This is a genomic window from Pseudomonas fluorescens (assembly GCF_000968015.1).
Lineage (GTDB): Bacteria > Pseudomonadota > Gammaproteobacteria > Pseudomonadales > Pseudomonadaceae > Aquipseudomonas > Aquipseudomonas fluorescens_W.
Genome location: NZ_LACH01000008.1, coordinates 180,087 through 200,537 on the forward strand (window position 1 = coordinate 180,087; position 20,451 = coordinate 200,537).

The 20,451-nt window shown below is 58.3% G+C and carries 18 protein-coding genes; 9 read left to right on the forward strand and 9 right to left on the reverse strand.

Going from position 1 to position 20,451, the window contains the following annotated elements; genetic code table 11:
• Positions 1-93 precede the first annotated feature (93 nt).
• From VD17_RS05745 to VD17_RS05760, 4 genes are all read right to left on the reverse strand, one after another.
• Positions 94-1,050: a 2-hydroxyacid dehydrogenase gene (locus VD17_RS05745; protein ID WP_046053049.1), complete on the reverse strand. Its 957-nt coding sequence runs from the start codon at positions 1,048-1,050 to the stop codon at positions 94-96.
• Between the two features lie 33 nt (positions 1,051-1,083).
• On the reverse strand, positions 1,084-1,842 hold the full coding sequence (locus VD17_RS05750; RefSeq protein ID WP_046053050.1) for an SDR family oxidoreductase: 759 nt from the start codon (positions 1,840-1,842) through the stop codon (positions 1,084-1,086).
• Between the two features lie 43 nt (positions 1,843-1,885).
• Positions 1,886-2,578, reverse strand: coding sequence for a fumarylacetoacetate hydrolase family protein (locus VD17_RS05755; RefSeq protein WP_046053051.1), 693 nt, complete (start codon positions 2,576-2,578; stop codon positions 1,886-1,888).
• Positions 2,579-2,676: 98 nt separating this feature from the next.
• Positions 2,677-4,026 carry an MFS transporter gene (locus VD17_RS05760; RefSeq protein WP_033060780.1) on the reverse strand — a complete coding sequence of 450 codons (1,350 nt, stop codon included), beginning with the start codon at positions 4,024-4,026 and terminating at the stop codon, positions 2,677-2,679.
• Positions 4,027-4,611: 585 nt separating this feature from the next.
• On the opposite strand from VD17_RS05760, the gene VD17_RS05770 reads away from it, so the two are divergent.
• On the forward strand, positions 4,612-5,544 hold the full coding sequence (locus VD17_RS05770; protein WP_046053053.1) for a helix-turn-helix transcriptional regulator: 933 nt from the start codon (positions 4,612-4,614) through the stop codon (positions 5,542-5,544).
• 234 nt (positions 5,545-5,778) lie between these two features.
• On the opposite strand, the gene VD17_RS05775 is transcribed toward VD17_RS05770, so the two are convergent.
• From VD17_RS05775 to VD17_RS05785, 3 genes are all read right to left on the reverse strand, one after another.
• Complete coding sequence (locus VD17_RS05775) at positions 5,779-7,194, reverse strand: amino acid permease (protein ID WP_046053054.1); 1,416 nt, start codon at positions 7,192-7,194, stop codon at positions 5,779-5,781.
• Between the two features lie 174 nt (positions 7,195-7,368).
• A complete protein-coding gene (locus VD17_RS05780) occupies positions 7,369-8,421 on the reverse strand; it encodes an ornithine cyclodeaminase (protein ID WP_046053055.1) in 1,053 nt (350 codons plus the stop codon).
• A 51-nt stretch (positions 8,422-8,472) separates the two neighbouring features.
• Positions 8,473-9,507: a histone deacetylase family protein gene (locus VD17_RS05785; protein WP_046053056.1), complete on the reverse strand. Its 1,035-nt coding sequence runs from the start codon at positions 9,505-9,507 to the stop codon at positions 8,473-8,475.
• Between the two features lie 119 nt (positions 9,508-9,626).
• Here VD17_RS05785 and VD17_RS05790 point away from each other — a divergent pair, with 119 nt between their 5' ends.
• From VD17_RS05790 to VD17_RS05825, 8 genes are all read left to right on the forward strand, one after another.
• Positions 9,627-10,127, forward strand: a complete 501-nt coding sequence (locus VD17_RS05790) for an Lrp/AsnC family transcriptional regulator (protein ID WP_033060801.1) — start codon at positions 9,627-9,629, stop codon at positions 10,125-10,127.
• Between the two features lie 247 nt (positions 10,128-10,374).
• The gene (locus VD17_RS05795; protein ID WP_046053057.1) at positions 10,375-11,652 is read left to right on the forward strand and encodes a cystathionine gamma-synthase family protein; all 1,278 of its coding nucleotides are present in this window, start codon (positions 10,375-10,377) and stop codon (positions 11,650-11,652) included.
• A gap of 150 nt (positions 11,653-11,802) precedes the next feature.
• Positions 11,803-13,233 carry an amino acid permease gene (locus VD17_RS05800; protein ID WP_033060804.1) on the forward strand — a complete coding sequence of 477 codons (1,431 nt, stop codon included), beginning with the start codon at positions 11,803-11,805 and terminating at the stop codon, positions 13,231-13,233.
• 60 nt (positions 13,234-13,293) lie between these two features.
• On the forward strand, positions 13,294-14,184 hold the full coding sequence (locus VD17_RS05805) for a LysR substrate-binding domain-containing protein (protein ID WP_046053058.1): 891 nt from the start codon (positions 13,294-13,296) through the stop codon (positions 14,182-14,184).
• Between the two features lie 16 nt (positions 14,185-14,200).
• Positions 14,201-15,580, forward strand: coding sequence for a threonine synthase (gene thrC / locus VD17_RS05810; RefSeq protein WP_046053059.1), 1,380 nt, complete (start codon positions 14,201-14,203; stop codon positions 15,578-15,580).
• 22 nt (positions 15,581-15,602) lie between these two features.
• Complete coding sequence (locus VD17_RS05815) at positions 15,603-16,040, forward strand: Lrp/AsnC family transcriptional regulator (protein ID WP_046053060.1); 438 nt, start codon at positions 15,603-15,605, stop codon at positions 16,038-16,040.
• 176 nt (positions 16,041-16,216) lie between these two features.
• The gene (locus tag VD17_RS05820; RefSeq protein WP_046053061.1) at positions 16,217-17,260 is read left to right on the forward strand and encodes a homoserine dehydrogenase; all 1,044 of its coding nucleotides are present in this window, start codon (positions 16,217-16,219) and stop codon (positions 17,258-17,260) included.
• A gap of 10 nt (positions 17,261-17,270) precedes the next feature.
• Positions 17,271-18,683 carry an aldehyde dehydrogenase family protein gene (locus tag VD17_RS05825; RefSeq protein WP_046053062.1) on the forward strand — a complete coding sequence of 471 codons (1,413 nt, stop codon included), beginning with the start codon at positions 17,271-17,273 and terminating at the stop codon, positions 18,681-18,683.
• Positions 18,684-18,790: 107 nt separating this feature from the next.
• Here the strand turns inward: VD17_RS05825 and VD17_RS05830 are convergent, their stop codons facing one another.
• A complete protein-coding gene (locus tag VD17_RS05830; RefSeq protein ID WP_046053063.1) occupies positions 18,791-19,606 on the reverse strand; it encodes an HpcH/HpaI aldolase/citrate lyase family protein in 816 nt (271 codons plus the stop codon).
• Entirely contained in the window at positions 19,603-20,445 is an 843-nt protein-coding gene (locus VD17_RS05835; protein WP_046053064.1) for an FAS1-like dehydratase domain-containing protein, read from the reverse strand. Before VD17_RS05835 ends, VD17_RS05830 begins: the two co-directional genes overlap by 4 nt.
• Positions 20,446-20,451: the final 6 nt, after the last annotated feature.

Here is a 20,451-nt window from a genome sequence, read left to right on the forward strand (position 1 = left end):
CTCGCGTTGTGGGTTGCCTTCCAGTTGGGCGTCGATCTGTTTACCTGACACCCTGCCGCCGAGGGGACGCAACGTCTCCTCGGCGGCCAATGTTCAGTCAGTCACAGACCCTTGCGGTATTCTCCCGGCGAAACTGTCCACCAGGCTCGCCACCACCATCTCGCCCATCCGCGTGCGAGTCTGCAGCGTCGCACTCGCGCGATGGGGCTGCAGCACCACGTTCTCGTTACCAAACAGTGCCTCGGGCACGTTCGGTTCATCGACAAATACATCCAGCGCCGCACCCGCGATCTCTCCGGCGGCAAGCGCCGCCACCAGATCGACCTCGTTGACCAGCTTGCCCCGCGCCACGTTGATCAGATACCCGTCCTTGCCCAGCGCCTGCAGCACCTCGGCATTGATGATGGCTTCAGCCTTGTCGGCGGCGGCCGCGAGAATCAGCGCATCACTGTTGCTGGCCAGCTGCTTCAGATCGGCAATGAACGTGTGGTTCACATCGCTCATCGGCTGCAGATCGGTGTAACTGATCGGGCAGCCGAACGCGGCGGCCCGGGTCGCCACTGCACGGCCGACCCGGCCCATGCCGACGATCCCGATGCGCATGCCCGACACCTGACGCGCCAATGGCAACGGGGCCAACGGCGTTGGGCTATGGGGCCATTGCCCCGAACGCACATAACGATCACTGGTGCACAGACCCCGGCACACGGCAATCAACAATCCGATGGCCAGGTCGGCGACGTCTTCGGTCAGCGCTCCGATGGTTGCGGTCACGCGAATTCCGCGATCCCGGGCGTACGCCAGATCCACCGCATCGGTACCCACGCCGTTGACCGCCACCACTTCCAGTTTCGGTAGTTGCGCCATCAGCGCCTGGCTGATCCCGGTATGCCCGCCGGTGATCACCCCGCGAATGTTCGCGCCGTGTTCCTGCAAATAAGCCTGCTTGTCGGCCTGTTGGAAGTAACGTCTGACGGTAAACAGCTCATCGAGCCGCGCGTTGATTTCAGGGATCAGGATCGGGCTGAGCTGCAAGACTTCTGGCTTCATGTAAACCTCGCGTAACGGAATAAAAAGGCCGGTTTAACCGCGACCGGCAAACGGCATGGCACTGGCCATGACGGTCATGTTCAGGACGTTCGCCTCCAGCGGCAGGCCGGCGATGTAACGCACGGCATCGGCCACATGCTTGACGTCCACCATCGGCTCCACGGCGATGGTGCCGTTGGCCTGGCGCACGCCTTTGGTCATGCGCACCGACATTTCGGTCAGGGCGTTGCCAATGTCGATCTGGCTGCAGGCGATGTTGAATTCGCGCCCGTCCAGGGCCAGGGATTTGGTCAGCCCCAGCACCGCGTGTTTGCTGGCGGTGTAGGCGCTGCTGAAGGGGCGTGGGGTATGCGCCGAGATCGAGCCGTTATTGATGATGCGTCCGCCCTTTGGCTGTTGCCGGCGCATCAGTGCGAAGGCACCACGGGCGCAGAGGAAAACGCCGTTGAGGTTGGTGTCGATCACGTTTCGCCACTGCTCGAACGTCAGCTCATCAAGCGGCACGGCAGGGGCGTTGACCCCGGCGTTGTTGAACACCACGTCGAGGCGTCCGTATACCTCGGTGATGGTGGCAAACAGCGCATCGACACTGGCCGGGTCGCGCACATCAGTGGGCACCGCCAGCGCTTCGTGTCCTGCGCTGAGCGCCAATTCGACCAAGGCCTGCAACGGCTCCGGCCGACGTCCGGCCAATACCAGGGTGAATCCGTCGGCCATCAGCGCCAGGGCCACGGCGCGGCCGATTCCGCTACCGGCGCCGGTGACCAGGGCCACTTTCAAAGGACTGGACATGTTGTTATCTCCTTTTTTCAATTCACGAGCGCGTATGCCGGGTTCAAGGTCGCTGACCGACGCGCATTTCCAGTTGGCCGATGCTGTCGATCCCGGCATTAATGATGTCGCCCGGTTGCAGCACATCGACGCCTGCCGGGCTGCCGGTCATGATCAAGTCACCGGCCCGCAGCGCCACCGACTGCGAGATACGGCTGATGATTTCACTGACTGACCAGATCTGGCTGTCGAGGCTGTCGCGTTGGCGTTCTTCGCCGTTGACGTTCAGCCATAACTCGCCGTCCGGGTGTCCGGCGCGAGTCACTGGCACGATGGCGGTCATCGGCGCGGCGCCGTCGAACACCTTGGCACCTTCCCACGGCAAACCATTGCTTTTGGCCGCGCGCTGGACATCACGACGGGTCAGGTCAAGACCGACGGCATAGCCCCAGACATAGGCCAGCGCCTGACTCTCCGGAATATTGGCGCCGCCTTCACCGATGGCCACGACCAATTCGATTTCGTGGACAAACTCGTCGGTCAACGGCGGGAAAGTCACTTCACCCGCCGCATCCACCACGTTGCTTGCCGGTTTCATGAAGAACACTGGCGGCTGGCGAGACTGGCCTTGGGTGTCTGGCCAAGGGTAATTGCGGCCGACGCAAAATACCCGGCCAACGGGAAAGCGCTGCTGGCTGCCGGCAACCGGCAAGGTCACGGGCAGATCCGGGGTAAACACATATTCGGTCATCGTCATGTTTGTAGTCGTCCTGTTAGAGGTGTCAGCGTACGGCGGCAATCTTTTGCGAAGTTGGACGAATGCCGCCTCGTGTTGGAGAAAAACGGTTTCTTGGCTCAGCGCGCCTTGAGTTCGATGCGATACAAGCGACCGAGCAGCAACGAATAGGACAAGGTACCCATCAGCGCCACGCCCCCAATGAACCAGAAGGCGTAGGCAAACGAGCCTGTCGCGTGGACGATGCCGCCAATCACAATCGGGGTAACGATCCCGCCGATGTTGGCGGCCAGGCTGGTGACCCCGCCGGTCAGGCCAATCAGTTCCTTGGGCGCGACTTCCGATACGGCCGCCCACGACGACGAAGCGATTCCTTGGGCGAAGAAGGCAATGGTGAGAACGGCAATGCAAATCACGTTCGAGTCGGTGAAATTCACCAGCACAATCGACATGCCCAGCATCGACCCGACCACCAATGGCAACTTGCGAGCGAAGGACATTGAGTAACCACGGCGTATCAGCAAGTCAGAGACGATGCCAGCGAGCAAAATGCCGACCGTTGCGCCCACGAACGGCAGCACCGCGAAGATCCCGGCCTTGATCATGGTCAGCTTGCGTTCTTCGATCAGGTACGTCGGGAACCAGGTCAGGAAGAAGTACAACGCCGAGGTGCTGGCGAACTTGCCAATGCAAATCGCCCAGATCTGCCGATAGCTGAACAGCTCAGCGATCTGCCGCCAGTTGAACCGGGTGCGCTCCTGACTGCTCTTTACCAGGCCACCCCCGGCTTCGATGTACTTCAGTTCTTCCTGGCTGACGTTCTTGCAGCTCAGCGGATCGCGGTACAGGTACAGCCAGATCACACCGAACACAATGCCAAGTATCCCGGTGCTGTAGAAAACATGGCGCCAGTCATAGGTCGTGGCTAGCCATAACAGCGCGCCGGTAAACAGCGCGGTGCCCAGATATTGGCCGCACACGTAAATGCTGCTGGCCAGGCCTCGTTCGCGGGCCGGGAACCACACCGTGACCGCGCGGCTGTTGGCCGGAAACGCTGGAGCTTCCATGGCGCCGACGGCCAGTCGCAGCCCGAACAGCGAAGCGAATCCTGTGGCAAAGCCTTGGCACACGGTGACCGTCGACCAACTGATCAGCGACACCCCGTAAGTGAACCGGGAACCGAAGCGATCGGCAATGAACCCGGCGGGGACCAAGGCAAGTGCGTAGGTCCAGGCAAACGCGGAAAAGATCAGGCCCATTTCGATCTTGTCCAGGCCCAGGTCCTTGGCCATGAACGGTGCGGCAATCGAGATGTTCACGCGGTCGATGTAGTTGATGATGGTCGCAATCAGCAGCAACGACAGCATGAACCAGCGCCGACGCGTCGGCAGTCGCTGTGGCAACAGGGCGTCCCGGGCGCCGGCGCTCACCGACGGCGCGGTGGACGGAGAGGTTTGCGAGTTCGACATGAGTAGACCTTTTTATTGTTAGAAAAATCGAGATGTTCGCGCGCAGCTGAAGCCGATGCCCCCAGTGCTGGGGCAGAGCAATCGCTACTTGAATGAGAGGCGCGGACAGCCGCTGTCAGGCGCTCAGATACGCCTTCGGATCGGCTCGATCGGGGGAGGGTTGGCGAGGGGGAAAAACAGGTTCATCACGTGCACACCTTTTGATTGTTTTTGGAAGGGGCGGGCTGCATTGGCTATCACAGTGGTCGTACAACCTCTCAAAATCAACGGAGGCGTTAGATCGTTTTTTCTTCTGAAAAAGGCGATCAGTGCAGGTGTCCAAGAAAAATCAAATCAGCTCATTTCCTTCGTTATGCTTTATTTGTTTCATAAGTAGATGTTTTTAAAAGATTAATTATTTTTGTTTGCTCGTAGTTTTTTGGACAGACGACACATCACACACGGATACAATTAATTCTCTGAATTTCGTTGTCATCCTATGACGTGTTGAAGCCAGCGGTGTCTGCCTTCACAATCACCGCAGTCGCCGCTTGCATCGCGGCGCGATGACAACCTGTCCATGTACCTGTCGAGGATCCTCAGGCGATGTCGTCACCCGATCGAGTGCCCACTTACGTCATGCAGCAACGCAGCGAATTGACGGACTTTTACATCCGCGACAAAAAGGGGCGGCGCGCCGAAACCAGCCCGCATCGCCATGAGTATTTCCAGATCCAGGTCAACCTCGGTGGCGATACTGTGCAGCACATCGGCAACGTCGAACGTCCGTTTCCGCGCAACACGCTGGCCTTCATCCTGCCGCATCGCGTGCACGTGATTCCGCATCCGGCCGAAAGCAATTTCATGGTGATCAATTTTTCCCAGACCTTCCTGCTGCCGCATTTGCAGTGCGACCCGATGGATCTGGAGGAAGTCTCGATTCTCCTGGCCCCGGAGTTGTCGCCGTTCCGCTTTCAGGAGCATCTGGATTTCATTCTGGCCGATGAAGATTTCAGCAAAGTCTGTGCCCTGATCGAACAGATGCGCGTGCTCGATGAAAACCGTCAGTTCGGCACTCGCGAGATGCTCAAGGGGTTGTTGCTGCAACTGGTGGGGAGCGTTTGTGCCTTGTATGCCGAGCCGCTCAAACGGTTGGCCGAAGAGAATGCCGCCGAAGTCAGCCGACGCGATGCGCTGAGCAGGATGTCCGAATACTTGCGCAAGAACATCGCCGATCCCGACCTCAACCTGATCAAGGTGGCTGCTGCGACTTACCTGTCACCGACGTATCTGACGCACTGGTTACGCAAGGAAATCGGCAAGACCTTCACTGAGCTGGTGCTCGAGCGCAGGATGCACGCGGCACGCAATTACTTGCTTAATGGGACACGACCGGTGGGGGAGGTGGCGAGACTGTGCGGTTTCGCTGACGAGGCTTATTTTTCGCGACGCTTTCGCCAGATACATGGCCAGCCACCCGGGCAATTCAGACGTCAGCAACTCAATCCTGATACGCCGCAATCGCCGTCCCATACGTGATCGACAGTTGTAGGTGATGTGGCGGTAGATACGAGGTCGATCTGGGCGCACCGGATTGAAGATGGGGTGATCGGCAGTGGGACGCAACGCAGCGCGCGGAACTGAGCGAATCGTTGGCCGTCAGTAAAATCTGACGGCCTTCGCTTGTCGCTCTTCAACCTGCAGGCGCCCCACAAACGCCACGTTGCTCAAGCGCGTTTCACTGCATCGGCACTTGGAGGCGGCAGGTAAACATCAGCTGTACTGATTTGCCGAACCAGAAGCGGATTTTAGCTTCCTGGAATGGGTCAGCTGATACGCAATTGCCAACCAAATGAACCACCCTGGCATGACCAGCAAGGCAATACGAGTGTCAGGTCTTAATGCCAGCAGGCAGAGAACAAACCCCAGGAACGCCAGGGAGAACCAGGCCATCGGCACGCCGCCAGGCATCTTGTAGGTCGATTGCGCATGCAGGTCAGGTCGGCTTTTACGATAGGCAATGTACGACGCGAGGATGGTCGACCAAGTGAAAATCACCAGGATCGCCGACACGGTAGAGACGATGGTGAACGCTGTCATGACTTCCGGAACGATGAACAGCAGCAGTACACCCACCAGCATCAACAGTGTGGTAAACGCCAGGCTTAGCAGAGGCACGCTATTACCCGACAAACGCCGGAAAATCCCAGGCGCATTGTCGTGACTGGCCAGCCCAAACAGCATGCGACTGGATGAAAATACGCCACTGTTGGCCGATGAAGCGGCAGACGTCAGCACCACAAAGTTAACGATACCTGCTGCTGCGGGAAACCCTGCAACCAGAAACAGTTCGACGAAGGGGCTCTTGTTGGGCGAAACCTGCTGCCAGGAAGTCACTGCAATAATGCAGGCCAGTGCCAGCACATAAAACAGGATGATTCTCAGCGGAATCGAGTTGATGGCTTTAGGCAGGGTCTTCTCGGGGGAACGGGTTTCGGCGGCTGCAGTACCGATCAGCTCAGTGCCGGCAAAGGAGAAGATTGCCATCTGGAATCCGGCAAAGAAACCAAACAGGCCGTTGGGGAAGGCTGCCTGTTTATCCAGCAGGTGGTTCAGGGATGCAGTAACGCCACTAGGTGATACAAAGGAGCTGGCAATCATCACCATGCTGACTCCAATCAGGGTGACGACGGCAATGATCTTGATGATCGCGAACCAGAACTCCACTTCACCGAAAAGTCTGACTGTCAGCACGTTTAGGGCGAACAGCGTCATCAGCATACCGATGGCCGGGATCCAGGCGGGTACATCGGGGAACCAGTACTGAAAGAATCCGCCGACCACCACGGCATCGCCCACCACCGCGACGCTCCAGCTCAGCCAGTATGACCAGCCGAGGAAGAATGCCGCTCGCGGGCCGAGGTAGGCACCGGCAAAATCCGCGAAGGTTTTGAAGTTCAAGTTGGACAGCAATAGTTCGCCCATGGCGCGCATGACGAAGTAGACGAACAGACCGATGATCATATAGATGAGGATGATCGACGTGCCTGAGAGGGCAATGATCTTCCCGGACCCCATGAACAGGCCTGTACCGATGGCACCTCCCATGGCCATTAACTGAATGTGACGATTGCTGAGCGTGCGCTGCAGCGCGGGCTGTTCAACCCGCTCGGACGGAGTCGATTTCATTACAAAACCTCTTGATTTTATGTTTTTGAGTTTTGGCAGAAAGTGGGTGTCTAGCGTTCTTGTTAGAGATGCAACGGCTACTGACGGTGGAGGTTTGCAGGCCTCGGAGTTTCTCCTCAACGAACAAGGTGCGTGGTCCGTTGGCACCTTGTTCAGGGGCATCACCTATGGCTATCAGCTGACTGTGCGCAGGCGCGAGAGAACTGCTGGTTGCTGCCCAAGCAGTTGGTAGAGATTTTTTATGTTGGCTGGCGTCGGCACCAGATGGATGCGCTCACCGATGGCATGCTCCCGCGCCAGGTCGTGCATGTAGCGCAGTGACGAAAAGTCTTCCAGGGCAAAGCCCACCGAATCGAAAACGGTGACCTGTACGTCGTTCTCGCGCCCCGGTACCTCGCCCAGAACAATCCGAAAGAACTCTACGACCGGAAAGTCGGGCTCCAGTTGTTGGATATCGCCTTCAATACGGGTTTGAGGCTCGAACTCAACGATGACTCGGGCATTGCGCAGGATCTCGGCGTGCAGTTCGGTTTTCCCCGGGCAGTCACCACCGACGGCATTGATATGCATGCCGGGCTCGATCATCTCGGGCGTCAGAATCGTTGCATAGGCTTTGTCTGCGGTAACGGTGGTGACGATGTGCGCGCCCTTGACCGCTTCCTGTACCGAGTTGGCCAGAATCACCTCGATATCCGGAAATGCAGCCAGGTTGTGCTTCAACTTGAGTGAAGCGTCGCGATCAATGTCGAAAATGCGGATTTGCTTGATGGACAGCATTTCGTGGAAGGCGAGGGCCTGAAATTCGCTCTGGGCGCCATTGCCGATGATTGCCATGATGCTTGCACCGGGGCGCGCCAGGGACTTCGCGACCAAGGCAGAGGTCGCGGCAGTGCGCACGGCGGTGGTCAGCGTCAGTTCACTGAGCAAGGTTGGATAGCCACTGTGGACATCGGCCAGGACACCGAAGGCCATGACCGTCAGCAAATTCCTTTGACCGTTGTCCGGGTGGCCATTCACGTATTTGAACGAGTATTGCTGGCCATCGTCGGTCGGCATCAACTCGATCACACCGTCGGCCGAATGATTGGCGGTGCGGGGAGACTTATCAAACTGCGCCCAGCGTGAATAGTCAGCTTCGATGTAAGCCGCCATTTCGCGGATAGCCCGGCGGATTCCCACCTTGGCAAACAGGCGTGCGGCATGATCGACGTCTATAAAAAGAGTCATGTTTTTATTCTCCGATTCAATAGTTCAAGCGCTGCGATTCAGGGGGATGACTCAGGCGCGTTTGCTCTCGTAGCCATGCAGCACGTTGACTGCATTGATCCCGATTTCATCGACCATGTAGCCGCCTTCCATCACAAACAGGGTGGGGCAGCCCACGCCCGCTATCAGCTCGCCGATGCCGATGAAGTCTTCGCTTTCCAGCAAGAAGTGGCTGATGGGGTCGTCCTTGAACGTGTCGACGCCCAGTGAAACAACCAGCACTTCAGGGGCAAATTGCTGGAGTTTCTTGCAGGCGTGGAGCAAGGCGTTGCGGTAGCTTTCCCAAGTGGTGTTCTTCGCCAGCGGATAGTTCAGGTTGTAACCTTCGCCGTGGCCAGCGCCGACTTCGTGGCTGTAGCCTGAGTAGTACGGATAGGACACCGTCGGTTCGCCGTGCAGCGAGACAAACATGACGTCACTGCGCCCGTAGAAAATGTTCTGGGTACCGTTGCCATGATGAAAGTCGACGTCCAGTACGGCGACTCGTTTGGCGCCCTGCGTAATAGCCTGCTGTGCGGCAATGGCTGCGTTGTTCAGATAGCAATAGCCGCCCATGTATTCACGCGCTGCGTGATGGCCGGGCGGACGGCACAGGGCAAAGGCACTGTCGTGGCCTTCATCGATCAGCGCCAGTCCGGTCAGCGCGATATCGGCACTGGTTTTTACTGCTTGCCATGTGGTGGCGGTGATGGGGGAGCCGGCATCCATGGCGTAGTAACCCAACTTGCCGTCGATAAAAGTCGGCACTTGCTCGTTGGCCAGATCGCGCACCGGCCATACCAGCGGCAAGGCATCGTGGGTGCGTCCGGTTGCGCTCCATTCAGACCAGGCGTTTTCCAGAAAGGCCACATAGCGCTCGCTGTGCGCGTTGACATAGCACGACCTGTCGAATACTCGCGGCTCGATGACCTGGCCAAGCCCTACCTGTTTGACCCGATGATGGACGGTATCGGCCCGGCTGGGCTGTTCGAAGGACGGCTTGAGCACGCCGTCTTTCAATTCGGTGCCGTGGTGCAAACGGTGGGAATCACTGAAAACTGTAAACATTGTGCGCATCCGTTGATGTGAGCCAGTGCAAATATTCTGTTCCGGCTGGGAGGCACTTTCTTTGCTTTGTTTTCGTGGTTTACTAGATTATTCGGGAATTCTTACTCAGGAATTGCGTAATGCAGAAAAAATCATCCAAGCGCATCAGTCTCGACGACACCGACCTGGCGATTCTCGCGTTGCTGCAGGAGGACGCGAGTATTTCCAATGCCGAGCTCAGTGAGCGGCTGTCGTTAAGCCTTACGCCTTGCTGGCGGCGGCGTAAGCGAATGGAGGAGGCGGGCGTGATCAAGGGCTATCAGGCGAACCTTGATCGACGAATGCTGGGGCTCGATATCATGGCGTTCGTGCACATCCGTTTTTCCACCCACGCCGATCACGCTCCGGACGCCTTCGAGGCGGTGATTGCGCAATTGCCCGAAGTGTTGTCCTGTCACAAGATCACCGGGGATGCCGATTACGTGCTGCAAGTGCTGGCAGAGGATCTAGATAGCTACAGCGACTTTATCGAGCAGGTACTCAGGCGTCAGGTGGGTATTGCCTCCATCCAGTCCAGTTTGTCGTTACGCGAGGTCAAGACCAGTAGCCGTATAGCGATACCCCAATCGAGCAAGGGGTAAAACGATTGAGGCAGTCCGCAGCCCCGACGATGGCCCAGTCGACATTGGGCTACAGCCGCCGAACAATCATGTCCTCCTGAAAAACAGATCAGAAGGTCTAAACCTGTTTCAGGACTACACAGCCATTAAAAAAAGCAGCCCTTTGGCACCGATAACATCGTTTCTCGGGCGCACCGCTTTTCAATATATTGGCCGCCAGATCTGGTGAATGACTCAACACTCACCACCCTCAGCGCGAGTAGTCTTAATGAACAATAAACCTGACAACGCAGGGCTTGATAACGCCGGAGCGGGGACCCGAGCGGTCTGGGGCGGGGAGCAAGTCAGGCACCCCTACAACGCCACTCAAACACCGATCGTGCTTAGCGCCGCTTACGGTTACGACGACATCGACGTCTGGTACGACGTGGCGTTGGGCAAGACGCCGGGCTTTATCTACAGCCGCATGAGCAACCCGACGGTCGAGACCCTCGAAGCAAAAATTCGCGAGTTGGAAATGGCCGAGTCCGCCGTGGCCTTCAGCAGCGGCATGGCGGCGATCAGCAGTGTGCTTTTCACCTTCCTGGCCAATGGCGATCGCGTGGTGTCGACCAAGGACAGTTACGGTGGCACCAACAAGATTTTCGAAGAGTTCCTGCCGCGTACGGGTGTGGCGGTGACCTTGTGCGAGACGTTCGATCATGAGGAGATCGAGCGTGAAATCGCCAAAGGCTGCCAGTTGGTGTACCTGGAAACGCCGACTAACCCGACCCTGAAAATACTCGATATCCAGCGTCTGGTAGCTGCGGCCAAGCGCGTCGGTGCCGTGGTGGTGGCGGACAACACCTTTGCCACGCCGCTGAATCAGAACCCCCTGGCGTTAGGGGTGGACGTGGTCATCCACAGCGCGACCAAGTTCCTCAGCGGTCATGGCGATGTGCTCGGTGGTCTGGTGTGCGGCAGCGAATCCTTGATGGCCAAGGTTCGTCATTACCGGGAAATCAACGGTGCGACGCTCGACCCGTTCTCGGCCTACATGATCATCCGGGGCATGAAAACGCTGGTGCTGCGCATGCGTCAACAGCAACGCAGTGCCCGTGCCCTGGCGGATTTCCTCTGCACCGAACCGTTGGTGGAGTCGGTCAATTATCCCGGCTTGCCCGGTCATCCGAACCATGCGGTGGCGTGCACGCAAATGTCCGGCTTCGGCGCCATCGTCAGTTTTGTTCTGGTCGGTGGGATGGACACGGTCAAGGTGCTCTTGCCACGTCTGCGATTCGCCCACTGCGCGGGCAATCTCGGTGCAGTGGAAACCATTTACGGCCCGGCCCGGACCACCAGCCATGTCGAAAACACGCTGGAAGAACGACTGGCTCTGGGTATCTCCGAAGGACTGGTGCGGGTCTCGGTCGGCATTGAAGACACTGACGATCTGCTCGACGATTTGAAGCAGGCGTTCGCTTTTGTCAGGTGTTCGCGCGATGAGCGGGCACAGGCAAACACACAGCATTCAAACAACAAAACGTGCATCGAGGCAGCAAGCTGAAGTTTAAACGTTAGTACCTCACGACAAGGCCGTTAGTGAGGCGTTCATGAAGTGGAATAATAATAAAACTTAGTGGCGACCCTTTTTACTCTGCCCCGTAACTCATCGCAGACGTTAATGCGCGCCCTAACAACTTTCATGAGAACAACCATGTCCATAAAAGAAGAACAACTCACTACGCGTGCCGGTTTTAAACAGGAAATGCAGACGCGCCATATTGTCATGTTGGCATTGGGTGGCGTCATTGGTACCGGGCTGTTTCTCACGTCCGGGTACACCGTTAACCAGGCCGGTCCGTTGGGTGCGGTCATCGCTTACATCATCGGCGCACTCATGGTTTACATGGTCATGATGTGCTTGGGCGAATTGGCGGTGCAGATGCCGGAAACCGGTTCGTTCAGCACTTATGCCACACGTTTTCTCGGACCCGGCACCGGCTATACCGTGGCGTGGCTGTATTGGCTGACCTGGACTGTGGCAATCGGCTCTGAATTCACCGCCGCCGGGATTTTGATGGCGCGTTGGTTTCCGGACACACCGGTATGGATTTGGAGTGCGCTGTTCGCAGGCTTGGTGTTTCTGACCAACGTGATATCGGTGCGATTGTTCGCTGAGACCGAATTCTGGTTGTCACTGGTCAAAGTGGTGACCGTGGTGGTGTTTCTGCTAATCGGTGGTGGCGCGATTATCGGCCTGCTGCATATCGATCAGGCTCACAGTATCGGGCTGAGCAACTTCACTCGCGAGGGGCTTTTCCCTACCGGTTTCATGCCGATTGCCATGACGTTACTGGCGGTCTCCTTTGCGTTCTCCGGCACTGAACTGATCGGCATCGCCGCGGGTGAAACCAAGGACCCCCAGCGCAATGTGCCGCGCGCCATTCGCACTACAGTGCTACGCCTGGCAATCTTTTTCGTGGGGACCATTTTTGTCCTGGCGACCTTGTTACCCCGTGAACAGGCCGGGCTCGTAGAGAGTCCATTCGTCACCGTGTTCACCTACATCGGGATTCCGTACTCCGCAGACATCATGAACTTCGTGATCATCAGTGCCTTGTTGTCGGCCGCCAACTCCGGTTTGTACGCTGCGTCACGGATGCTCTGGACCCTGAGTGACCAAGGTCACCTGCCCAAACAGTTCTCGGCCCTGACCCGCATGGGCACACCACTCAACGCCATTATCGTCAGCATGGCCGGTGGCGCCGCCTCGTTGCTCAGCAGTGTGTTTGCCGCCAACACCATCTATCTGGCGCTGGTGTCGATCTCCGGACTGGCAGTGGTGGTGGTGTGGATGAGCATCGCCGCGAGCCAGATTGCTTTCCGCCGTCACTATGTGGCCAATGGCGGCGATGTCCGCGACCTTAAGTTCCGCGTCCGGGGGTATCCGTGGGTGCCGCTGGGAGCGCTGGTCTGCTGCAGCCTGGCGTGCGTCGGGATTGCTTTCGACCCTGAACAGCGGGTGGCCCTGTACTTCGGTTTGCCATTCATCGCCTGGTGCTATTTCGTGTATTACATTACCCGCAAAAGCCGCGAGCGACGCTTGTCGGTTACCCCCTTGGCACAACCGTCCGATGCGTTCTAGCTACCGTCGACGGGGGTGGGCAGTGTGCTCGGTGGAGGGGGTGTCAACGAGGTTCAGACCATGAAGCAAAAGACGTTACCCCCATTGAACTGGTTGCGGGCATTCGAGGTGTCCGCCCGTTGCCTGAACTTCACCCATGCTGCAGAAGAACTGTTTTTGACCCAGGGAGCGGTAAGCCAGCAGATCCGCCAATTGGAAAGCCATCTGGGGGTGGCGCTGTTCAAGCGCTTGCCCCGTGGCCTGGGGCTGACCGAGGAAGGGCAGGCCTATCTGCCGGTTGTGCAGGATGCAATCACTCGACTGGCGGTGGGGACCAACGAGATTTTTGGCCAGCACAAACGCCGGCCGATCAAGGTGCGCGGCAGCCTGGCGTTTTTCGTGCACTGGCTGGCGCCCAAGCTGGTGGATTTTCGCCAGGCCCATCCACAGGTCGACATCCGCTACATCAGCAACATCTGGGTCAAGGAACTGGATGGTGAGGACGACATGGAAATTCGCTGGGGCCACGGTCAATGGCCCGGCCTGGTGTCGCAACGCCTGACTTGGGACACCTTGTTTCCGGTCTGCTCGCCAGCCCTGATGGCGAGCTCGCCGCTGACGGTGCCGGCGGACGTGGCGAACCACCCGTTGTTGCATGTCCTGGGTTACGAAGAGGGTTGGGGATACTGGTTGAACATGGTCGGTGCGGACACCGTCGATTCGTCGACCGGCATGCAGTTCGACACACTGATTTCCACCTTGCGCATGGCCGAGTTGGGGCAGGGGATTGCCCTGGCCCGGTCCTCGATGGTTGAAGAGATGCTTGAGGACGGACGACTGGTCGAGCCCTTCGACCAGCGCATCGAAGCCAGCGAGTCGTTTTACCTCGTACGCGGTTCCGGGGCCGACCAGCACCCCGACGCGGTCATGTTTTCCACCTGGCTGGTCGAGCAGGCACATCGTTTCAAATGAATGGCCGGAGCCAACCATGCACTATGTGAGTACCCGAAATTCGGCCGTGCAGGTCAATTTCGAAAAGGTCGTGTTGTCTGGAATTGCCGAGGACGGTGGGCTGTTCGTACCGCTCGAACTGCCACTGTTTGAACCACAGGACATTGCCAACTGGTCGACCTTGCCCTATGACGAATTGGCCTATCGGGTGATCAGTCCGTTTGTGGGTGAGGCGATCCCTGAGGCTGACCTCAAGCGTGTGCTGAAGGAGGCTGGCCGCGACTTCAGCCATCGTTCCCTGGCGCCTTTGCATCAGGTCGATCGTAACGAATGGGTGCTGGAGCTGTTCCATGGGCCAACCCGATCCTCGAAAGATTTTGCCGCCCAGTTGCAGGCACGTCTGGTGCAATACTTTCTGCGCAAACGTGGGCGTCGCGCGGTGGTGCTCGGTGCCACCAATGGCGATACCGGACTTGCCGCCATCGAGGCATTCAAGCACTGCGACGAAACGGACGTGGTGGTGTTTTACCCGCAGGCAGGTGTACCGCAAGACCAGCTCCAGCATTTGCAAGCGGTGGCGCACCCCAAGGTTCATCAGTTCGCAGTGAACGGCAGCTTTGACGAGTGCCAGACCATCGTCACCCGGCTGTTCCGGCAGTGGCCTTGCATGCAGCACGAGGCGATCAGTTTCAACTCCAGCAACTGGGTCAGTGTGTTGGCGCAACTGGTGTTTTATTTCCACGCCGTGCTGCAACTGGGGGGCGGTCAGCGTCCGATCGGTTTCAGCGTGCCAGCCGCGAGTTTTGCCGAGGTGTATGCCGGATACATCGCGCAGAAAATGGGCTTGCCGATCACTCAGATAATCGTTGCAACCAACCAGAATGACGCGTTGCATCAGTTGTTTCTGAAGAACCACTACTCCAGGTTGCGAGCGAACAAGACCTTGTCGCCGGCCATGGACCTGTCGATCTTTTCTAACCTGGAACGTTTTCTCTGGGAGCTCTACGGGCATGACGATCAGGCCGTGAGCGCGCTGATGGCCGCGTTCGAATCCAGCGGCGAGATGACCATCGCCAACGAGTTCTGGTTGCAGGCACGGATGATCATCGACTCTTACGCGGTCAGTGATGAGGAGACATTGAAGGAAATGACCTCGCTGTATCGTGACACCGGTTACGTCATCGACCCGCATACCGCCACCGGCGTCCTCGCGGCCAGGTTGTACCGCCGAAGCCTGGTGGCGCCAATGGTCACCCTGGGGGAAATCTCGCCGGCCAAATCGGCGGTGTTGCTCGGCGAGCTGGGGATCAGCACGCCGGCGCAACTCAGCCCGGTGGCGAAGCAAGGGCCGGCGCAGCTGTACCGGATTCAACCGGACGACCTCGACACCATCCATCAGCTGCTCGGCGCGCTGTGAAGGCGCAGCAACAGGAGGCCAAGTGAAGCGAATTCTGGACCCTCTCGATGAACGCATCATCGCGGAACTGCGGCTCAATGCCCGGGCTGCCCACGCCGAGCTGGCGGCGAAGGTCAACCTGTCGCGCAATGCCGTGCGCCAGCGCATTGAACGGCTTGAGCGTGACGGGGCGATACAGGGTTATACGGTACGCACGGGGGAGGGGCGACAAGCTTCTTCGAACATCAATGCGGTGATTTTCGTCTACCGCTACGACCGCATGCGCGGCGCGGAAGTGCTGCAGGCCTTGCGGGCAATACCGGAAGTCATTCAGTGCGATGTGATGAGTGGCGAGTTCGATCTGATGCTGCGGGTCGGCGCTGCCAGTCCGGAGCGGGTGCATAAGGTCTGGAATGAAATCTCCGCGTTGCCCGGGGTGGAAAACACCGTGACCTCATTCGTGCTGTCGTCCGTCGTCTAACCCCTTTGTCGTTCTTGAAAAAGCCAACCTGTGTTGGCTTTTTTTATGCCAGGCGTTTTGCCCGGGTGCTGGTCAAAACGCCCACAAAATAGAGCAAATTGGCCTATTTCACTGCCCTGGCCGTGCCCCTAACCTAGACCCCAACAACCCATCACCCGGATCAAGGGCATAAAAAAATGACTGAATACAAACTGGCGCTGGTTGGCTTCGGCGGTGTGAACCGGGCATTGGCTCAGCTGATTGCCGAACGTAACGAAAACTGGAAAACCGAACTGGGTTTTACCCTGAAAATCGTTGGCGTGACCGACCTGTTTCTTGGTTCGGTGATTGGCCGCGAAGGGCTGGACGCCGCGTTGCTGGCCACGCTGCCGGCCGTCAAAGGTGCATTGGCGCAGTTGCCGGGTGGTGCAGCAGAGGCCCTGAACGAAGCAGTGATCAAGGATTGCGGCGCAGACATCATTGTCGAAGCCACCTTCACCAATCCGGTGGATGGCGAGCCGGCCACCTCGTTCTGCCGTTGGGCGCTGGAACGCGGCAAACATGTAGTCACCACTAACAAGGGACCCATTGCCTTGCACGGCGCCGAGCTGAAAGCGCTGGCCCGACGCAATAACGTCGCCTTTGAATACGAAGGTTCGGTGATGAGTGGCACGCCGGTTATTCGCGTAGCCAAACAGTCGCTGGCAGGCAGTTCGATTGTCGGTTTCGAGGGGATTCTCAACGGCACGTCCAACTTCGTTCTGACCTGTATGGAAGGTGGATTGGGGTTTGCCGAAGCGGTCAGTAAAGCTCAGGAGTTGGGGTACGCCGAAGCCGATCCGACGGCGGATGTCGAGGGGCATGACGTGCGCCTCAAAGTAGTGATCCTGGCCAACGAACTGCTGGACGCCAAGCTGAAGGTCAGCGATGTCACTTGCAGCGGTATTTCCTCACTCGATCTTGGTGACATTGAAAAAGCCCGGCAGGACGGGGCTCGCTGGAAGCTAATCGGCGCAGCCATGCGTCATGCCGATGGGGCGATCAGTGCGAGTGTCGAACCGCGTCTGTTGAAACACGATCATCCGCTGGCCGGTATTTCCGGCGCCACCAATGCCGTGTCGTTTACCACCGATCTGCTCGGCGCGGTGACGGTTTCGGGGCCGGGAGCAGGGCGCATGGAAACAGCGTTTGCGCTGCTGTCGGACATCATCAGCATCCATCAGTCTGTTGCACACAACTAGGAGAATGCCTGTGAACCTTTCGCGTCTGGCCCTGGCTGTTGTGGAGCCGCAAATCGAAGTCTTTAACCCCTTTGACGGTACCGTCATCGGGACCGTGGCGGATGTCTGTGCGTCGCAAGTGCCCCAGTTGCTGGATACCGGGCGCAGCGGTGCGCGAGCTTGCGCCGGGTTACCGCGTCATCGTCGGGCACGCATTCTCGAACAGGCTGCATTGAACATCGAGCGTGATGCCCAAGCGTTCGCCCGGTTGATCGTCGACGAAGCCGGCAAGACCCTCAAGCAGGCAGAAAAAGAAGTCAAACGTTGCGTCAACACCCTCAAGCTTTCTGCCGAGGAGGCCAAGCGTAATGCCGGGGAAGTGGTGCCTTTCGACGCCTATGAGGGCTCCGAGTCGCGCCAAGGCTGGTTTTCCCGCGAACCCTTGGGCCTGATTGTCGCAATCACCCCGTACAACGATCCGCTGAATCTGGTGGCGCACAAGCTCGGGCCGGCCATTGCGGGTGGCAACGCGGTGATTCTCAAACCGTCTGAGCTTGCGCCGTTGTCGGCCATCAAATTGGTGTCGTATCTGGTCATGGCTGGGTTGCCCGAATCGGTGGTCACAGTCGCGACCGGGGGGGCGGAACTGGGCAAGGCCTTGGTGGCCTCCCGTGAGGTGCGGATGATCTCTTTTACTGGCGGCTTCCTGACCGGGGAGCAGATTGCACGCACGGCTGGCCTGAAGAAACTCGCCATGGACCTGGGTGGTAATGCGCCGGTGATCGTCATGGGCGACTGCGACCTTGAGGCCGCCGTCGAGAGTTGCTTGTCAGGGGCCTTCTGGGCAGCGGGGCAGAACTGCATAGGCACTCAGCGCTTGCTGATTCAGGCGTCGATTTATGAAGCGTTCCGTGAGCGTTTCGTCAGCCAGGCCAAGGCGCTTGTGAACGGCGACCCTATGCGTGCCGACACTGATATCGGCCCGATGATTACCCCGCAAGCCGCGCAGAATGCCGAGCAAGTGGTGAACGACGCGTTGCAAGAGGGCGCCACATTGCTCTGCGGCCATCGGCGCCAAGGCTCCTGCTACGCCGCTACGGTATTGGAAAACGTCGATCATTGCAGTCGGCTGTGGCGCACCGAAGTCTTCGCGCCAGTGGTGGTGTTGCAGCTTTTCGAAACCTTCGATGAGGCCATCGCATTGGCCAACGAACCTGAATACAGCCTACATGCGGGGATCTTCACCAATGATCTGGCAACGGCCATGAGCGCCGCACGAAGAATTGAAGCCGGTGGTGTGATGATCAACGACTCCTCCGACTACCGCTTCGATGCGATGCCGTTTGGCGGCTCCAAGTACGGCAGCCTGGGCCGGGAAGGGGTGCGCTTCGCCTATGAGGAAATGACCCAACCCAAGGTGGTGTGCCTGAACACGCTGGGTTAATCGATTCGAGGAACATCTAATCAGGTCGTTTTGCATTGGGAAGGTCTGGTCACCCGCCCAATGCATTTTTTTCTGGCGTTAGCTGCATGTATTGCCACGAGAACTGGCTAGTTCGCGCGCGACAAAATGGCTTGTGCACGACCAATGACCGGCGCATCGACCATTTGCCCATCCATTACGAATACACCTTCTCCTGAGCTTGCGGCATCCATGATGCGGTGCGCCCAATGCAATTCTTCAGGGCTGGGTTTTAGCGCTTGATGGATGATTGCGACCTGGTTCGGATGGATGCACAACGCGCCACCAAACCCCATGTCGCGGGCAAATTGGACGGCATTATGCAGGCCAGTGGTATCCGCGATTGAGGGGAAAACACCGTCCAGCGCCGGGGCCAGGCCGGCAACGCGAGTGCTGAGCAACACGGCATAGCGGGCGTGGCTGAGAACCTCTTCGGCGGCACGGCTGCCTGTAGTCAGATTCAAGTCCAGGCCTAGATCGAGGCTGCCGAACGACAAGCGCTCAACGCCTTGGGCGCTGGCAATCTCATCAAGCGCAGCCAAGCCCTTGGCGCTTTCGATGATCGGCCAGATGGGCTTCTCGGTGGCAGCAGCCGTGACTACTTGTGCTGCGCTTTCTGCTTTGGGCAGCAAAATCCCGATCACGCCGGCATGGCGTCGGCAAAGCTCCAGATCCGCAGCGTGCGCCCAGTGATCCGGGGCATTCACCCGAACCAGAATCCGAGCCTGCGGGGTTTCACTCAAGAAGCGCTCAAGGTTGTCCCTGGCCTGTGCCTTGAGGTTTTCTTGCACGGCATCTTCCAGGTCGACAATGACCCGGTCCGCGCCGGTGGCGATGGCTTTGGGGATGCGCTCTGGACGAGTGGCCGGGACAAACAGGGCGGAACGAACAATCGATGGACTCATGATTTTTCTCCCTCGCTGAATTCGATTTCACCGATCTGTGCGGTGCCGTCCTGATTGCCAGCCCAGACCTGCGCCTTGCCGCTATCGATCAAGCGTCCGCCGACCTCGAAGGGTTGGGGTGAAATCAGTGGTCTGAGCCCACGGAAGGTGAAACGCTCCAATCGTGCGGTCGGGTGCGCTCTGGTAAAAGCACGTAAGTTCAATGTGGCGATCAATGGACCATGCACCACCAGCCCCGGATAGCCTTCGGTCTCGGTGACGTAGGGCCAGTCATAGTGAATTCGATGGCCATTGAAGGTGACCGCGGAGTAGCGGAACAGCAGGGTCGGGGACGGCTCGACCTGTTCCTGCCATTGGCCTTCAGGGAGTGCTTCGGTGCCGCTCAGTTTCGGTGGGGAGGGTTCGCGGTAAACGATGTCCTGTTCATCTTGCAGGGCGCGTTGGCCGTCCTGGAAATACTCATGGCGTACAGTGACAAACAACAAGGAACCCGTGCGCCCGTGCTTTTCTTCGACATTGAGGATTGTCGATACGCAGGACACGTCGGCCTCCACCTTCAACGGCTGGTAAAACTCAATTCGGCTGCCGGCCCACATGCGATTGCGGTTGTGTGCAGGCGGCAGGAAACCGCCGAGCGCTGGGTGACCATCGGGGCCCAGTTCGCTGGCCGCAACCGGATCTTGAAAGAATGCCCAATGCCACAGCGGCGGGAGAGGTTCGCCGGGCTGCGGCGCCACTTCGCCCAATGTCGCGGCAATGCGTTTAACCAGGTTGAAGCTGATCCGGTCCTGGCTTTCCTGGCGACGGCCAATCCAGGCTGAAAGATCGATAGTGTTCATAAAATT

Bases quoted from the DNA above. Each gene is read 5' to 3' on its own strand.
- VD17_RS05830 (WP_046053063.1), bottom strand. From the start codon at position 19,606: ATGAGTCCATCGATTGTTCGTTCCGCCCTGTTTGTCCCGGCCACTCGT.
- thrC (WP_046053059.1), top strand. From the start codon at position 14,201: ATGCACTATGTGAGTACCCGAAATTCGGCCGTGCAGGTCAATTTCGAA.
- VD17_RS05780 (WP_046053055.1), bottom strand. From the start codon at position 8,421: ATGACTCTTTTTATAGACGTCGATCATGCCGCACGCCTGTTTGCCAAG.
- VD17_RS05820 (WP_046053061.1), top strand. From the start codon at position 16,217: ATGACTGAATACAAACTGGCGCTGGTTGGCTTCGGCGGTGTGAACCGG.
- VD17_RS05805 (WP_046053058.1), top strand. From the start codon at position 13,294: ATGAAGCAAAAGACGTTACCCCCATTGAACTGGTTGCGGGCATTCGAG.
- VD17_RS05755 (WP_046053051.1), bottom strand. From the start codon at position 2,578: ATGACGATGACCGAATATGTGTTTACCCCGGATCTGCCCGTGACCTTG.
- VD17_RS05785 (WP_046053056.1), bottom strand. From the start codon at position 9,507: ATGTTTACAGTTTTCAGTGATTCCCACCGTTTGCACCACGGCACCGAA.
- VD17_RS05745 (WP_046053049.1), bottom strand. From the start codon at position 1,050: ATGAAGCCAGAAGTCTTGCAGCTCAGCCCGATCCTGATCCCTGAAATC.
- VD17_RS05760 (WP_033060780.1), bottom strand. From the start codon at position 4,026: ATGTCGAACTCGCAAACCTCTCCGTCCACCGCGCCGTCGGTGAGCGCC.
- VD17_RS05770 (WP_046053053.1), top strand. From the start codon at position 4,612: ATGTCGTCACCCGATCGAGTGCCCACTTACGTCATGCAGCAACGCAGC.
- VD17_RS05800 (WP_033060804.1), top strand. From the start codon at position 11,803: ATGTCCATAAAAGAAGAACAACTCACTACGCGTGCCGGTTTTAAACAG.
- VD17_RS05795 (WP_046053057.1), top strand. From the start codon at position 10,375: ATGAACAATAAACCTGACAACGCAGGGCTTGATAACGCCGGAGCGGGG.
- VD17_RS05790 (WP_033060801.1), top strand. From the start codon at position 9,627: ATGCAGAAAAAATCATCCAAGCGCATCAGTCTCGACGACACCGACCTG.
- VD17_RS05750 (WP_046053050.1), bottom strand. From the start codon at position 1,842: ATGTCCAGTCCTTTGAAAGTGGCCCTGGTCACCGGCGCCGGTAGCGGA.
- VD17_RS05775 (WP_046053054.1), bottom strand. From the start codon at position 7,194: ATGAAATCGACTCCGTCCGAGCGGGTTGAACAGCCCGCGCTGCAGCGC.
- VD17_RS05835 (WP_046053064.1), bottom strand. From the start codon at position 20,445: ATGAACACTATCGATCTTTCAGCCTGGATTGGCCGTCGCCAGGAAAGC.